We start from the raw sequence: 16,151 nt of genomic DNA, 5'->3' as shown, positions 1-16,151 counted from the left end.
ATATCAGACTTCATCCAAAGGTTTGCGTTGATTCTCCTTTAATTTCTTGAATTGAGAAGGGGTTAATCCGGTATTCTTTTTAAACTGATTTGATAAATACTGAACGCTGCTATAACCTAATTTATAAGCAATTTCTTTAAGGCTTAATTCGTCATAAACCAAAAGCTCCTTTACTTTTTCAAGTTTCTGATTAATGATGTATTTTTCAATTGTAATTCCCACAACAGAGGAGAATAATTTACTCAGGTATGAATAATCATATCCAAGTTCTGAGGCTAAAAAATCTGAACTATTGTTAGTATCAGGAATTTCAGCCCCATAGTGGATATTCTGAATAATCAATGTTTTAACTTTATCTATAATCTGGCTTTTTTTGTCATCAATCAATTCAAATCCATTTTCATCTAAAAGGTTTTTAACCTGCACTAAAGTAGCATCATCAACATCTTCTGTTAACTTAACCAATCCCAACTCTATATGCTCAATATTAAGGCCAATCTTCTCAAATTCATCATTGATTACTTTAATACATCGGTTACAAACCATGTTTTTGATATGCAGTTCTGATCCCATTTTCTCCAATTATAAACAGTTAAACATGTTTTCAATTGTCGAATTTAGTTTGAAAGTTTAAAAAACCGAACAGATTGTCTTAAATTTTCTGCCTGCGAAGCCATTTCTTCTGCTGTAGCAGCTAATTCTTCACTTGCCGAAGCATTTTGTTGTGTTACTCCATTTAATTGCTGAATGGCATTATTAACTTGCATAGCACCATTACTTTGCTCTATACTACTATCTGCAATTTCCTGAACCAATTGTGACGTTTGCCCTATTTTTGGAATGGTAAGTTCCATAGCTTTCTCTGCCTCTTTTGATAACATAAAACTGGATTGTGTTAATCCCACTATTTCATCAGCAGCACTTTTACTAATTTCAGCTAACTTTCTTACTTCCTGAGCTACAACTGCAAATCCCTTTCCATGCTCTCCTGCCCTCGCTGCCTCAACCGAAGCATTTAAGGCAAGTATATTTGTTTGAACCGCAATAGCATTAATCACATTAATCTTTTCTGCAATTTCCTGATTGGCACTTAATGCCTTATGAACTTTATCTGCAACAAGCGATATGGTTGAATTAGCTTCTTTTGAAACTTCTTCTGTTTGATGCGCATTTGAGGTATTATTTTCAATGTTAGATGTAATTTCTTCCATTGTAGATGATATTTCCTCAAGAGAACTGGCTTGTTCATTGGCTCCTTCAGAGATCTGTTCTGAAGTACTACTCATTTGATTGGATGCACTCACAAAATTATCAACACTCTCAATAACTTCAGAAATTATAGTTTGCAATTTTGAAGACATATCAAGTACTGATTTCAAAATACCTTTATCAGCTGATTCTCCTGTTGATATTGTACTAAGATCTCCCTGTGCAATTTTATCCGCTATTTCAGCAACCTTTGCAGGTTCGCCTCCAAGAATTGAATACACATTTTTAATAATAAAAATACCAAGAAATGTAGATACAACTAGTCCACTCAAGATTAACAAAACCAATATAAAAATTGCATTACGAATAGATTGATCTGTATGCACTTTCATCAGTTTGATAATTTTATTTACAGATGGTTCCACATAATGTACTGCAGTCCTAAGATCTCCCATTAATCCTTCATTTTCCGAGCGCCCAATTTTTTCATCCTCCAACGTTACCTGATGAAAGGTTTTATTATAATTTTCAACCAACAATACCATATTGGCTTTATCTACTCTCGAAATCCTTAAATCTTTTTTAAGTAGAGCAAATAAATTATTAATCTCATCATCAAACTTTTGGATGTATTTTGGATCCATCCGTAGCAAATAATCTTTTTCATGCTTTCGTAAGGTTAATAAACTTACGTGCAAACGATCACTTGCATTAGTCTGATTCATAATGTTATCTACCTCGTGAATTGCATTTCGCATTTCACCAATATGTCCCCAATCTTTAAAACCTTTGTTTCTAATCTTTTGAGAGATCGAAATAAATTCGCTCTCATATAATTTTATATGAGATTTAATTGAATCAAGTTCTAATTGAATCATTGGATCTTTAACTAATTCACTAGACTTTAATTCAAGAACTAATTCATCTAAAGATTTAGTAATTTTTGAAAAAGAAGTTAGATATGTACTTTCTCCTGTTTCAAAATACTGGGGATTAATCACGTCTCTTACTAAAAAGTCTTTTTCATTTTTTCGGAGCTTTAAAACATTAATTTCTACTTCAAGAGCCTTATCATGTATTTCACCAAGATTGTTGACCTTGTGCAAATATTTAAATGAAAAAATACCGGTAATTAATAAGACTAATAAAGTAATAGTTAAAAGCAAATATAACTTCTGCTTTACTGATAATGAAGCCATAAGGTTGTATAATTTATATTATGCCACCATAACGGTAGGATTAGCATAGTTGTTTCAATTTTAGCGCCTTTTTGTAATATTTTAACTATAATTAATCTAAATAAGCAAACATTCGACTACACAATTGTAATCTTCCAGTGATTGTTCCTACAAAAATGTAGGATCCGATAAGTTGTCTCACTTTTTAAGTTCTGATTTAAGGCTTCTTAGAACTTATGGCATATTTATTATAGACAGATAAATCAGCTATTGAATCCGGATTTTGTTAAATGATAAAAACAAACAGTAGCAAATTTAGGTCACTCTATTTAGAGCCTGTACCATGTAGCAATTAAAAACTTATTAAATGAAACTTAGTGCAAGAAACCAATTAAAGGGAGTTGTTAAAGCTGTTGAGGATGGCTTAATTACTTCAAAAGTAATTATTGATCTGGGTGGAGGCAACGAAATCATTTCAATAATCTCTAAGCAATCCATTAAGGAGCTCGATTTAAAACCTGGTAAAGAAGCTTATGCCATTATTAAATCAACTGAAGTATTGGTTGGTATTGATGATTAATTAAAACAGATGACAATTATTAATGACTGAAGTTGAACTACATATTCATGTTAATAAAGACGGTAAATTATTAGTAACTCCGGAAAGAATACATCTGCTTCGGTTAATTGAAGAAACAGGCAGTCTTTTGACAGCGTCAAAACAAGTTGGAGTTTCATACAATAAAGCCTGGAAAATGATTGATGCAATGAATTCCATATCCAGTAGTCCTGTAGTTTCCAAACAACGGGGCGGAAGCGGTGGTGGTGGTGCTGTTGTTACAGATTTTGGTCGTTTAATTTTAGACGAATATGCCGTTATGGAAAAAGTTGTTAGTCAATTCACCCAAAAATTTAACGCAGAGATAAACATGTAGCTTTTTTTTAAATACCGATATCTTTTTTTAGATATCCAAAACCAGATTAATATGGACGATATCATTATTAAACCAATAGGAATAATTCATACACCACACAAAGAAATAAAAAATATGCCCATTCAGCCTATGGCTGCAGGAGATGCAAAAGGATACATTGAATTATTACCTGAATATACTGACGGATTAAAAGATCTGGAGGGTTTTTCTCACATTACTTTATTATACCATTTTCATAAAGTTAATGGGTATGAACTTCAGGTGGTTCCTTTTATGGATACTGAAAAAAGAGGCATTTTTTCATGTAAAGCGCCTAAACGCCCTAATGCTATTGGAACATCAACAGTTAAACTTTTAAGTATTGAAAAAAATATACTTCATATTGAGCAAGTTGATATGCTCGACGGTACTCCTTTAATTGATATCAAACCCTTTTTCCCAAAATATGACAACCGGGAAAATGTATCCATTGGATGGCTCGAAAAAAGCAAAGACATCCCGGTGCAAAAAATGAAAGCTGATGAAAGATTTAAAAATTAATTGAAATGAATTACCACCTTTTTTTATAAATAAATGGTTTATAACCCTAAATCTCAATTATATAATTGTTCGGAAAATGATAACATAATTGAGAACAGGCTATAAACCACCAAAATGATAATACAAATAAATTGTACTAAAAACAAAAGTATGAAAAAATCGATTACGTTAAGAACTTTTATAATCTGTTTGATTTTTGCTTCTGCAAAATCACTTGGATTAAATGCTCAAAATGGAGAAAAATCAAACGCTCCAAAGTCTCCTTTTTCTGATTTCGATAAAGACAAGGTATTACAACCTTTTCTGGCGGTTGAAACATGGGCCACATATAGTATGGGAGAAAAAAAAGGTGAAACCAAATACGAAGACAGAGGAGACATTTCCATTCGTCGATTGCGTTTTGGAGCCAGTGGATCACCATATTCATGGCTTAATTATCATTTTCAAATGAACGTAGATCGCCTGGGACAAGATCCTTACGCTTCAACAAAAGGTTCATATGGAGGTGTAAGTATTTGGGATGCTTATCTTACTGCCAAACTATTAAAAAACTCTGATCTGCTACATTTACATGCTGGTTATTACTGGGCTGCCATCAGTCGTGAATTCAATACCTCGTGCTGGTCGCAGGCAACTTTTGACAGAACAAGAGCCAACTGGTTTATGCGCAGGTTTATTACCGGAAGAGGCAATGGTTGCGAAAGTGGATTTGGATTTGGAGGATTAAAAAACTACAATAACTTCGGCTTTAGTTACCGCATAGGAACATTTGAACCGGCAGCCTATTCAAGTAGTAAATACGCCAGCAGATTATATACAGGTCATGTTTTATTTTCATTTGGAGATCCGGAGCAAACTAAATATAAATTCAGGCTGCCCGGTAACCAATGGCGAAAACGTAATGGCGTAACACTTGGCTTTGGTGGTTCATCTCAGTCTGATGGTCAGCTTTCAGAAGACCTATATTTTGACTCCTCTTCAGCATTTGGAACTGATCTGTTAATTAATTTGGGCGGTTTACATATCGATGGGGAGTACTACAAATTTAAACGCTCAGCTTCTGGTCTTGAAGATTTTGAAGGAACCCAATGGCACATAAAAGCAAGTTATAATTTTATAGCAGGTAATAAATACTTAGAACCGGTTATTGCTTACGATAAATATGAAGGTGAAGGTGAACAAGCTTTATATAACTATATTGGCGATGATAAAACGCTCGATATTGGCATAAACTGGTATATGAATAAAGATAAAGTAAAGCTTGCATTACACTATGTTGTTCAGGATGGATCTGTTTCAGCAAAAGTTGGTGATTATTTAGGTTTAGCTTTTCAAATTAGACTATAATACTGATCATTAAATAATAACGTAAAAAATAGACTTATGAAATCAAAATATATAATGCTCCTACTTGCCTCTATTATTTATATTTCTTTAATCTCTTGTAGTGGAGGAAGTCATTCAAAGACAGAAAATAAAGTGAACTCAATCATGGTCTTTTCTGCCGCCAGTTTAACTGATGTTTTAAATGAAATAGTGGATTCTTTTGAAGTAAAATATCACGTTAAAGTAAAAACCAATATGGCATCAAGTGGCACTCTGGCCCGACAAATTGAACAAGGAGGAAAACCTGATATTTATATTTCGGCCAGTAACAAGTGGGCAAACTATATAGACAGCCTGGGATATATTCAACAGGGATTTAAATCGACAATCGCAAAAAACCAGTTGGTATTAATTACTCCTAAAAATTCGAGTATAAAGGCATTTGCAATTGACAGCACATTGGATTTTATTTCATTACTGGGAAAAGAGCGCTTATCCATTGGGGACCCGGCCCACGTTCCTGCAGGAAGATATGCCAAACAATCTCTTGATTATTATGGCTGGTATACAAAACTTAATGGAAAAATACTTCCAGCTAAGGATGTTCGTTCTGCACTAATGGTTGTTGAAATGGAAGAAGCTCCTATGGGAATAGTATATAAAACGGATGCTTTGAAATCAAGTAAAGTAAAAATATTAAATACTTTTCCAGAAAATTCACACAAGCCGATTATGTACGTTTCGGGTGTAATTAATAACAATCAAATTGCTAAAGATTTCTATAAATACCTCCTGGCTGACGAAACTAAAGTTATCTGGGAAAAATATGGTTTTAATTAACTATTAAGATTGTATGTAGTTTTATCGAGGTACCATTAATGTTGATTACTGATAATAAACCCCAATTATCGGCAAACACAAAATCAACTTAATGATATCCCGATATGATAGACATAAACTATTGATAAAATATTTATTAAACAATGACTGAACTATTTAGCTTTAACGACGCAGAATTACAGGCCATATTTTTGTCTGTAAAAGTAGCGGTATATTGCTCGCTTATTAGCCTGCCATTGGCATTATGGGTAGGTTATAAAATGGCTCGATATAACTTTTACGGCAAATCTGTAATTGAAAGTATTATTCATTTACCATTAGTAATGCCACCGGTAACCACAGGCTATTTATTACTATTGCTTTTAGGCTCTAAAAGTTTAATAGGTCAATGGTTAATGGATAGTTTTGGAATTAAGCTTTCTTTCTCGTTTCAGGCAGCTGTAATAGCTTCGGTCTTTGTGTCATTTCCTCTGATCGTTCGTTCTGTTCGAACCGCCATGGAAATGGTTGATACAGGTCTTGAAGAGGCTTCGAGAATGCTTGGAGCAGGTAAGATAAAAACCTTTTTTAAAATTACCGTTCCATTAGCTTTACCCGGAATTATTTCAGGTACAATACTTGCTTTTGCCCGATCATTAGGAGAGTTTGGAGCTACAATAACTTTTGCCGGAAATATAGAAGGCGAAACCCAAACCCTTCCACTGGCTATATATGCCTATATGCAAGTACCCGGAAAGGAAGATCCTACTTTAAGATTAGTAATTGTTTCAATAGTTATTTCATTTGTAGCCATGACGCTTTCGGAATGGTATATTAAAAAGATAAAAAATGACAGAGGTTGATATTAAACTCCCCCGCAAAAATTTCGATGTGATCATTAACGAAAGTTTTTCTGATGGCATAACAGGTATTTTTGGCCCCAGCGGATCTGGTAAAACTTCGTTGTTACATTCCATTTCTGGTTTGGCTACTCCCGAAAGCGGTCGCATTACAATTGGCGGCCGGGTAGTTTTTGATGCACAAAAAAAAATCAACATACCTGTAAACAAGCGAAATATTGGTTATGTGTTTCAGGAAGGGAGATTATTTCCACATATGACAGTGGAGAAAAATTTACTTTACGGACTAAAGAAAACAGCGCATAAAAAAGTAAGCTTTAAAGAAGTTGTTGAACTGCTTAATCTTGGCCATTTGTTAAAAAGTAAGCCGGCTCAAATTTCAGGAGGAGAAAGACAGAGAACCGCACTAGGTCGCTCTTTGCTTTCTTCTCCTGATATTTTGCTGTTAGACGAACCTTTTTCAGCGGTTGACATGAGCCTTCGTAATCAAATACTACCTTTTATTATTAAAATACAACAAAAGGTTCAAGTTCCTATTTTAGTAGTCAGTCATGATTTGCCTGATATACTCAAACTTACTTCTACCCTTTTTGTAATTAAAGGAGGAGCTTGTTTGGGCCATGGAGAATATTACGACTTATTAAAAGTAAAAGGGATATCTGATATTTTCGGAGCAGGTACTATTGTAAATTCAATTGACATGACTGTTCTAAACACCAATCCCCAAAGCGGTTTAACCATGCTTGGATGGAGAGGTCACAAAGAAAGTGAAGTCTTGATTTCGTGCGAAAAAAGTAAATCCAACTATAAAGAAGGTCAAAAAATCAAGATTTTTATCAACGCCGATGACATCGCACTTTCTACTGAAAAATCAAATACTATTTCCATTCAAAATCAGGTGTATGGAACCATCAGTGAAATCATAAGTAAAGGAGCTACGCTACTTTGTATTATTGATGCTGGATTCAAGCTTGTTGTAGAAATCACCGCAGAATCTCAACGACGAATGGGCATTTATAAAGGAAGTACTATCTGGTGCTTATTTAAATCTGTAGCCATAGATGTTGCCGGATAACAAATTACTAAACAATTAAGCCCTCAGCGATGCACTCAACATCACAGAGGGCTTTATTAATATCAAAACCACCCAATAAGCAAATTTCCTCATTTTCAATTGCTTTTTCACCAATTCAAATTCTACATCTGTCAAAATAGACTGTAAGAATGGTGATTCATTATTGCCTTTGCAAATTAACCTACTTAAATTATTTAGTAACTCAGATTATTTTTTTTGATTTTATAAATAAACGATACAGTGGCATGCCAAAAATAAAATCAAAAGAATCAGCATTATAGTAAACTAAAATCACTAAGAAGATGAAACGAGCCATGAGAACGAATTCTCACACATGAGGATGATTTAATTGGCAAGTTCCATATGGCAATTAAAAACAAATACTAGACACATGAAAAAACTAATGAAATTATTATTGGCATCATTAATCTTGACCACAGTTACAGCTTGTGATCAAAATAGTGATGATTTAACAGATGTGGACCTATTAATGAATGGAGATGCAGTACTAAAAAGTGCTCCGCAATCAAAAAGCAAAAAACTTATGGCAACCGGATCAATTGAGATTACCTTTAAAGAAAAGGATTCGGGAAATCAACCTGAAAACCTAAGGGGTTTTATGGATATTAATGCCACACAAGCAAGCGAAATAAATAACAAAGCAGCTAAAGGTGAAATACATTTTCTGGTAACACTGGAAGATTTAACTTTTCACCGCGAAATTTATGCTAATGTTAACGATGTTAGTATAGATGATGTGAATGCCAAAGCATATATTATTGCCACTGTTATATCTGATTCAAAAAAATGCAGAACCGAAGCTGAAGGAGGTCATGACGAACATGGAGAGGAAGAGGGTGATGCCGAAATTGCAGAAACAGAAGAGGGTCATGATTCTGAAGCACACGAAGATTCTGGCGAAGAAGGTTCACATGGCAGTACTCATGTAAGCGGAAAAAATTGCCGAATAGACCAGGTAATTGTAATAGAACTTCAAGATGGAGGATCACCTGGCGTAACTAATGATTTAATTGCATGGAAATGGTATTTACCTGAAGATGCTCCTACTATTGCAAACTGGCCAGAACAACTATGCAATAAAAACATTATTAATGGCAACCTTACTGTTCATTATTAACACAAAGCACTTCATATAATAACTGATATCGTCACAGATAAAAGACTGCCAGATAATCACTTTGATGTATCAGCAGTCTTTTTTAGTCCTACCCGATGACTCTGAGTTATTTTCAATATTTATTTATATGTCAGTCTAAAACCTCATCTTTTTGGCACGCAATTTTCAATGCCTTAATTCGTTTAATTATCTTAGCTAAAAAAGTTAGATTTTAAATAAGAAACACTGATTATCTAAGTAACACTAATTTTTTAAACGCATGAAAGCAATCATAATAAGTGCTCTTTTAATACTAACATGTACAATATCATATAGTCAAAACTACAAGTTAATTGATGAAAAAGTTAAAACCTACCCTACATCTTTTAATAAGGTAGGGCCATTAAGTCAATTAATTAATCAGGATTTTAAAACTCAGGAAGAAAAGGCAAGAGCCATTTATACGTGGATTGCATTAAACATATCTTATGATGTTAAAATGTATAAAACAGGAACTAAGCCCATAAGGTATTCTTATAGAACAGAGGAAGAAAGAATACAGAAAGTTCAAGAGATTGAGGAAAATCTAGCAAAGCAAACTTTAAAAACCAGAAAAGCTGTTTGTCACGGATATTCCACACTTTTTAAAATACTATGCCAGCAATCAGGCATTGAATGTGAGTTGATTAGTGGAGCTTCTAAAACTAAATTAAGAGATATAGGTATTGGGCCCACAAATATTGACCACTCCTGGAATGCTGTTAAAATAAGCAACGAATGGAAATTGATTGATGCAACCTGGGCTGCTGGTTTTTTAGACGGAAATGAATTTCAGTTTAAAAAAGAGTTTTCAGACTTATATTTCTTTACTGATCCAGACCGGTTCTTTTTCAATCATTTTCCTCAAGATAAAAAGTGGCTTTTAACAGATAAAAAAGCAAAAGATTTTGCCCAACTCCCACTCTTCTATCGAAATTATTTAAACTCTGACATTGAATTAATAAAACCATACTCTGGAATTCTCAAAATAAAGAGAGGTCATTCTGTTACAATTGTACTAAAAAACAGCGCAGCTAACAAAATTGGATATAACTACAGCGGTGAGAAAAAAGCTTTTTCTGTAGACCCTAAAATTAAAGGAGATTTATGCTACTACAACATCAAAGCTGGTTCTGGCACTCATTTAACGATCTATTCGGATAACTCTTCTCTTATATCCTTTAAAATTCAGAAATAAAAATACGCTGCACTTCATTTACACAATTCTTATTATTATACTTAATACCAAATGAATATAATTAAAACCAACAGACTCCTGATCAGACGAATCGAAAAAGATGATATAGGCATATTATTGAAGATTTATAACAAGGAAGAGAATATGCGCTACATTTCATCTGGCAGATATGATTGGAGTTATGCTGAATTGGAAGAAAAATACACACAGATAAATGTAAATCACAAAATGGGTATAGGCATTTTTACTGTAGAACTAAAGGAAACCAATGAAATTATCGGAGAAGCCGGACTCTTTAACTCATTTGATATTCCCAATATATTAGAGTTGGGATATATTATTGATGTTTTATATTGGAATAAGGGTTTTGGGAAAGAAATTTTAAATGGCCTGATTGATTATGCTTTTCACTCACTTAAAACAAAAACACTGATTGCCAGAATGTATGCTAACAACATAGCATCAGTAAAACTTTCTGAAACCTGTGGTATGACAAAAATAAAAGAGGAATTGGCAAACAACAACCACAAAGTTTTTGTTTATGAATTAAAGAATAAAGCTTATTCTATATAACAATGAAATAAAAGCTTAATAAATCAATCTTTAAAACTAAACATATACAACGAGCCCCAATAAAGATTTTTTCAATCATGAAGATGACTAAATTGGTGAGTTACTTATGGTAAGTAATAACAAAATTAAGACATATGAAATCGTACATAACAACTTCCATATTACTATTATTCTCTGCATTAGTATTTTCTCAAGAAAAGCAAACTGAACTAGTTACAGATCGACCAGATCAAACGGAATCATCATCCGTAGTTCCGTTAAATGCTTTACAAATTGAAACAGGTTTTCTTTTTGAAAAAGATAATGCTTTTGGTAATGATTATTATAGCTACTCCTATCCTACAACCCTTTTCAGATACGGGATATTAAAGAATACAGAGATTAGATTAGGCTTTGATATTCTTGGACAAAAAATAAACAACGAAGAATTAACTCTGGGTTTAGGACCTTTATACATCGGTAACAAAACAAAAATTATGGATGAAGATGGTTGTAAACCCGAAATAGCTATTTTAGGAGGACTTATATTACCTTTTACAGCCAAAGATGAGTTTAAAACCAGATATACTGCAGCCGATTTCAGATTGGCTTTTTCGCATACTCTTAATGATATGTTTTCTGTAGGATATAATTTAGGTTTGCAGTGGGATGGAGAAAATGCAGGACCAGGTTACTTTTATTCCGGTTCTCTAGGCATTTCAGTAACTGAGCAATTTGGAGTTTTTGGAGAATACTATGGCCTGTTACCTGAAGTTGGGGATAAGCTACATTTATTGGATGCAGGTTTAACCTATTTGGTAAAACCAAATCTTCAATTAGATTTCTCTTTTGGTATTGGCGTAAATGATGAAGCTACAGATCATTTTATTGGATTTGGATTGAGTTATTTGATTAGTAAATGATGTATTTTATTACAGAAAGTTATATTACAACTTATTAAAATGAGTCATAAATAGTTCTATCAAACCACCCGAACAAACCCTCCAATATACACCTGAATATATGCACCTTACCATCATATTACATAAAATTCTCAGACCCTGAAAAAATTATCCTTTAACATGTAAAAAAATTGCTCTCAAAGTTTTTTTGCATCAACAAATAATTACATTTGAAACCTTGATTACAGCATTAAAAAATGTATAAATACATCATATCATTATCCATATAATCAATACATGAATATTTGTATACGTAAGGCCGAACCAGAGGATTTATCCTTTTTATTTGAATTGGAAAAAAAGGCATTCCCTCTTTTTCAACAAAATTCCAAAGAGAGTTTAAGAAAAGGCATTAAGAGTTCTTTTCAGGAAATTCTTATTGCTGAACTAAAAAACAAAATCAAAACCAGCATTGGATCTGTAGTACTTTTTAAATATAAAAATACACTTCGCTTGTATTCAATTGCCATAATTAAAGAGTTTCAAAATAAAGGATTAGGAGATTATCTTTTAAAACATGTGATTGAATATGCTAACCAAAATAATTTTGAACGCATAGTACTTGAAGCTAGCGCTAACAACAATAAATTAATAGAATGGTATAAGAATAAAGGCTTTAATCAAATCAATAATATTAAAGATTATTATTGTACCAACGAAGATGCTATAAAAATGGAATATAAAACCAATATTATTCCTAAACTAAAAAAAACAAATAACCTCATCGTTATTAACCAGCCTTTTAAATGGGATAATGCTGATATTAATGCTAACATTATCTCTGTAAAGGAATATATAAACAATCCAATTTATCAAAATAGCAGCGATTACAGGGTATTTAACCTTTGTAGCTCCTACAAGTACCAGAGTTATGGCTATTACATTTCGCTACTGGCTTCGGCTCGTGGACAAAGAGTAATACCAAGTATTGCAACAATTCGTGATTTCAGGATTATTAATGTTATTCATTCTGCTGCATATGAAGTAGATGAACTTATTAATCAATTACTGAAAAAACACGATACAAATTCTTTTTCGTTAAATATATATTTTGGGCAAACTACCAATAAAGCTTATAACAACCTGGCAAACAAGTTATATCTTTTGTTTGAAGCACCTTTATTTAAGGTAAACTTTATAAAACATGACAAATGGTTGATAAAAGATATTAAAATTTTAACGCTTAAAAATATCTCTGCAGAAGAGTCGGAATCGTTATATACATATGCTTCAAACTACTTTAATAAAAAAAGATACAATCTACCGAAGTTAACCAATTACAAATACGATTTAGCTATTTTGGTTAATCCAAATGAAGTCAACCCTCCTTCCAATCAGGAAGCTTTACAACGCATAAAAAAAGCAGCCAATAAAAAAGGACTATATGTTGAATTTATCACAAAAAATGATGCTGATAAAATAAATGAATTTGATGCTTTATTTATTCGTGAAACAACAAATGTAAACCATCATACTTATGAGATGTCGCGCCTGGCATTTGCGGAAGGGCTTGTTGTAATTGATGACCCCTGGTCTATCATGCGATGCTCTAATAAAATATATCAAAACGAACTATTCAAAAAACATAAAATACGTACACCCAAAACAACCGTTTTAACTAAAAACCTATTTGAAGCCTCGCAATTAAACGACTTTAAATATCCTTTGGTATTAAAACAACCTGATAGTGCTTTTTCATTAGGTGTAATTAAGGTAAATTCAAAAGAAGAAGTTGTAAATGAATTACATAAGCTATTTAAAATCTCGGATATGGTGATCTGTCAGGAATTTCTGTACTCCGAATTCGATTGGCGTATTGGTATTTTAGACAACAAACCTTATTTTGCCTGTAAATATTACATGTCAAAAGACCATTGGCAAATTTATAACTGGAACAGCAATTCCGGTGAACAGGAAGGAGATTCAGAAACTTTGAATATTGAGGATGTTCCCACAGACATTGTTAAAACAGCTTTAAAAGCAGCGTCATTAATTGGAGATGGATTATATGGTGTAGATCTAAAACTGGTAAACGGCAAAGTGTACGTTGTAGAAGTTAACGACAATCCAAATTTAGATTATGGTATTGAAGACATTGTTTTGAAAGATCAACTCTACGATACATTGATTGATTCCATTATAAACCGAATAGAAATTGCCAAAAACATTCGTAAAATTAATTTTACCACTAATAAATTATCCTAATCAATGTAAAAACCTTTAATTCCCAAAATGAAGGTTAACATTTAAAGGATTACCATCTATTATTTTATAGTTTAACTACAATTAACATGAAATTGATTGCAATTTTAACATTTGCTTTGTTTCTTTATTAAACTCACTAAAATATGATGCGTATGAAACGAACCAGACTAGTTATTAGTACTATACTCTTGATCATTCTTATTGCAAGTAAAAATGTATTAGCATTACTTAACCAGCCTGAAATATGGGATAGCAACTTCTTTATTACCTTGAAAAATGCGTTGATCATTGCATGTATTTCTTGGATTTCAATTGAAGTTGTTGGCATTTTAAAAACACGATTATTAAAAAAGTACGATATAACCAATGAGGACAATCTTAAATCCCGAAAACTGATTACTCAAATCAATCTGTTGGAAAAAGTGATTGTCTTTATCATTATTATAACTTCAGTTGGTTTAATCCTATTTTCCATTGAAAGCATAAAAGAAATTGGTATTGGTATTTTTGCTTCGGCCGGGGTTGTTGGTATTATAATAGGTTTATCGGCTCAAAAAATAATGGGTGCACTTTTAGCTGGTATTCAAATTGCCATTACTCAACCTTTTAGAGTAGATGATGCCGTTGTTGTTGAAAATGAATGGGGATGGATTGAAGAAATTAATCTGACTTATGTAGTCGTTCGAATCTGGGATAAACGTCGACTGGTTTTACCTTCTACTTACTTTCTTGAAAAACCATTTCAAAACTGGACCAGAACAACGGCTGATATTATAGGAACCGTATTTATTTATACAGATTACACTGTTCCAATTGAACCTTTACGTGAAGAACTTACCCGCTTGCTGAATGATTGTGATTTATGGGATAAAAATGTAAATGTACTTCAGGTAACAGATTCAACTCCCAAAGCCATGGAGATAAGAATACTAGTAAGTGCTAAAAACTCACCAACAGCATGGGATTTAAGAGTATTTATTCGAGAAAAAATGATTGAGTTTATTCAAAAAAATTATCCTGAAAGTTTACCTAGAACAAGAATTAACCTGGAAAATAAAAACATAAACAATGATTGAGATATCCACAGACAAAAGCAAATTAAACATCAATGTAATACACAAATACTTATCAGAAGAATCCTATTGGGCAAAAGATAGAAATATTGAAACGATTCAACGTTCTATTGATCACTCTTTATGCTTTGGAGTATATATTAATGATAATCAAGTTGGTTTTGCCAGAGTGGTTACTGATTATACCATTTATGCTTATATTATGGATGTTTTTATTCTTAAAGAATATCAGGGAAAAGGCTATGGTAAAAGTTTAATGAATGCAATCATGAACCATCAGGAGCTTCAGAATCTTAACAGGTGGGGACTTGCCACTAATGATGCGCACGGCCTTTATAAACAATTTGGATTCGAATCCCTTAGCAAGCCCGAAATTATGATGGAAATTAAAAAGAAGCAACCAATTACCGAAAAATAATTGAAAGAGCCATAACCCTAAAAGACAAAAAAAGTAGATTTTATCAGCATAATGAAAAGTTGACACAAACATGGGAAGCTTTTGCATTAAAATATAATGCTGCTATAAGTGGCATGGTAAACAGCTACATACTAGAAGCTAAACTAATTTATAAAATTGATGATTTTGAAATTAAAATAAGTTTACTCCGTCAACTGTCAGATAATGCAGCCAGAAATTTTAGGGATTACTTAATGACAAAGAATACTATAGTTGAAGTATCTCCTTTAAGAATAAATTCTGACGATGAATGGAAAATAATTAAATACAATAGATTTTTGGAATTCATTTATAGTTTCAAAAAAAACTGCAACAGGTTAGCATTTGATCACAATTATATGTTGATTTCCAAAAACAGAGTGAATGAAAACACTTTAATCAAAACTCGTTTTTGGAAATTCATCAGTCAAATTGCAGAGCTTAGAAGTATTCAATATGAAAACCAGCATCTTACCCTTGAATTCTTTAATTTTTTAGGTACTGATTCTACTGAGAAATTAACAAAGAAAATTTTATCTGAATACAAAAACGGAAGTGCTGTATAAGTCAATTTATATATCATGATATTATTAATTTCAATTTATATCGCTTGCGACTTAAATATAT

At 32.6% G+C, this 16,151-nt stretch carries 17 protein-coding genes; 15 read left to right on the top strand and 2 right to left on the bottom strand.

Annotation, left to right across the window (positions count from 1 at the left end):
• Positions 1 to 3: 3 nt before the first annotated feature.
• Both OM075_RS13175 and OM075_RS13170 read right to left on the bottom strand, forming a co-directional pair.
• Positions 4 to 573 (bottom strand): helix-turn-helix domain-containing protein, encoded by a 570-nt coding sequence (locus tag OM075_RS13175; protein WP_301190990.1) that lies wholly within the window; start codon positions 571 to 573, stop codon positions 4 to 6.
• Positions 574 to 617: 44 nt separating this feature from the next.
• A complete protein-coding gene (locus tag OM075_RS13170) occupies positions 618 to 2,408 on the bottom strand; it encodes a methyl-accepting chemotaxis protein (protein WP_301190989.1) in 1,791 nt (596 codons plus the stop codon).
• Between the two features lie 346 nt (positions 2,409 to 2,754).
• Between OM075_RS13170 and OM075_RS13165 the strand changes: the two genes are divergently transcribed.
• The 15 genes from OM075_RS13165 to OM075_RS13095 all read left to right on the top strand — a co-directional run bounded on the left by OM075_RS13165 (position 2,755) and on the right by OM075_RS13095 (position 16,090).
• A complete protein-coding gene (locus tag OM075_RS13165) occupies positions 2,755 to 2,967 on the top strand; it encodes a TOBE domain-containing protein (protein ID WP_301190988.1) in 213 nt (70 codons plus the stop codon).
• Between the two features lie 22 nt (positions 2,968 to 2,989).
• Positions 2,990 to 3,322: a winged helix-turn-helix domain-containing protein gene (locus tag OM075_RS13160; RefSeq protein WP_301190987.1), complete on the top strand. Its 333-nt coding sequence runs from the start codon at positions 2,990 to 2,992 to the stop codon at positions 3,320 to 3,322.
• 51 nt (positions 3,323 to 3,373) lie between these two features.
• Complete coding sequence (gene tsaA, locus OM075_RS13155; protein WP_301190986.1) at positions 3,374 to 3,862, top strand: tRNA (N6-threonylcarbamoyladenosine(37)-N6)-methyltransferase TrmO; 489 nt, start codon at positions 3,374 to 3,376, stop codon at positions 3,860 to 3,862.
• 150 nt (positions 3,863 to 4,012) lie between these two features.
• Entirely contained in the window at positions 4,013 to 5,209 is a 1,197-nt protein-coding gene (locus tag OM075_RS13150) for a porin (protein WP_301190985.1), read from the top strand.
• Between the two features lie 36 nt (positions 5,210 to 5,245).
• On the top strand, positions 5,246 to 6,028 hold the full coding sequence (gene modA / locus OM075_RS13145; RefSeq protein ID WP_301190984.1) for a molybdate ABC transporter substrate-binding protein: 783 nt from the start codon (positions 5,246 to 5,248) through the stop codon (positions 6,026 to 6,028).
• A 143-nt stretch (positions 6,029 to 6,171) separates the two neighbouring features.
• Positions 6,172 to 6,870: a molybdate ABC transporter permease subunit gene (gene modB, locus OM075_RS13140; protein ID WP_301190983.1), complete on the top strand. Its 699-nt coding sequence runs from the start codon at positions 6,172 to 6,174 to the stop codon at positions 6,868 to 6,870.
• A complete protein-coding gene (modC, locus tag OM075_RS13135; protein WP_301190982.1) occupies positions 6,857 to 7,942 on the top strand; it encodes a molybdenum ABC transporter ATP-binding protein in 1,086 nt (361 codons plus the stop codon). The genes modB and modC overlap by 14 nt, the downstream gene beginning before the upstream one ends.
• Positions 7,943 to 8,333: 391 nt before the next feature.
• Positions 8,334 to 9,080, top strand: coding sequence for a hypothetical protein (locus OM075_RS13130; protein ID WP_301190981.1), 747 nt, complete (start codon positions 8,334 to 8,336; stop codon positions 9,078 to 9,080).
• 259 nt (positions 9,081 to 9,339) lie between these two features.
• Positions 9,340 to 10,296 (top strand): transglutaminase domain-containing protein, encoded by a 957-nt coding sequence (locus OM075_RS13125; protein WP_301190980.1) that lies wholly within the window; start codon positions 9,340 to 9,342, stop codon positions 10,294 to 10,296.
• A 51-nt stretch (positions 10,297 to 10,347) separates the two neighbouring features.
• Positions 10,348 to 10,869: a GNAT family N-acetyltransferase gene (locus OM075_RS13120; protein WP_301190979.1), complete on the top strand. Its 522-nt coding sequence runs from the start codon at positions 10,348 to 10,350 to the stop codon at positions 10,867 to 10,869.
• A 134-nt stretch (positions 10,870 to 11,003) separates the two neighbouring features.
• Complete coding sequence (locus tag OM075_RS13115; protein WP_301190978.1) at positions 11,004 to 11,771, top strand: transporter; 768 nt, start codon at positions 11,004 to 11,006, stop codon at positions 11,769 to 11,771.
• A gap of 276 nt (positions 11,772 to 12,047) precedes the next feature.
• Complete coding sequence (locus OM075_RS13110) at positions 12,048 to 14,015, top strand: GNAT family N-acetyltransferase (protein ID WP_301190977.1); 1,968 nt, start codon at positions 12,048 to 12,050, stop codon at positions 14,013 to 14,015.
• Between the two features lie 152 nt (positions 14,016 to 14,167).
• Entirely contained in the window at positions 14,168 to 15,091 is a 924-nt protein-coding gene (locus tag OM075_RS13105) for a mechanosensitive ion channel family protein (RefSeq protein ID WP_301190976.1), read from the top strand.
• Positions 15,084 to 15,506: a GNAT family N-acetyltransferase gene (locus OM075_RS13100; RefSeq protein WP_301190975.1), complete on the top strand. Its 423-nt coding sequence runs from the start codon at positions 15,084 to 15,086 to the stop codon at positions 15,504 to 15,506. The genes OM075_RS13105 and OM075_RS13100 overlap by 8 nt, the downstream gene beginning before the upstream one ends.
• Before the next feature lie 59 nt (positions 15,507 to 15,565).
• Positions 15,566 to 16,090 (top strand): hypothetical protein, encoded by a 525-nt coding sequence (locus OM075_RS13095; RefSeq protein WP_301190974.1) that lies wholly within the window; start codon positions 15,566 to 15,568, stop codon positions 16,088 to 16,090.
• Positions 16,091 to 16,151: the final 61 nt, after the last annotated feature.

This window comes from Plebeiibacterium sediminum (assembly GCF_026013605.1).
Taxonomy (GTDB): Bacteria; Bacteroidota; Bacteroidia; order Bacteroidales; family Marinilabiliaceae; genus Saccharicrinis; species Saccharicrinis sediminus.
The sequence above is the reverse complement of the archived record's forward strand: the minus strand, read 5'-3'. Positions and strand labels throughout refer to the sequence as shown.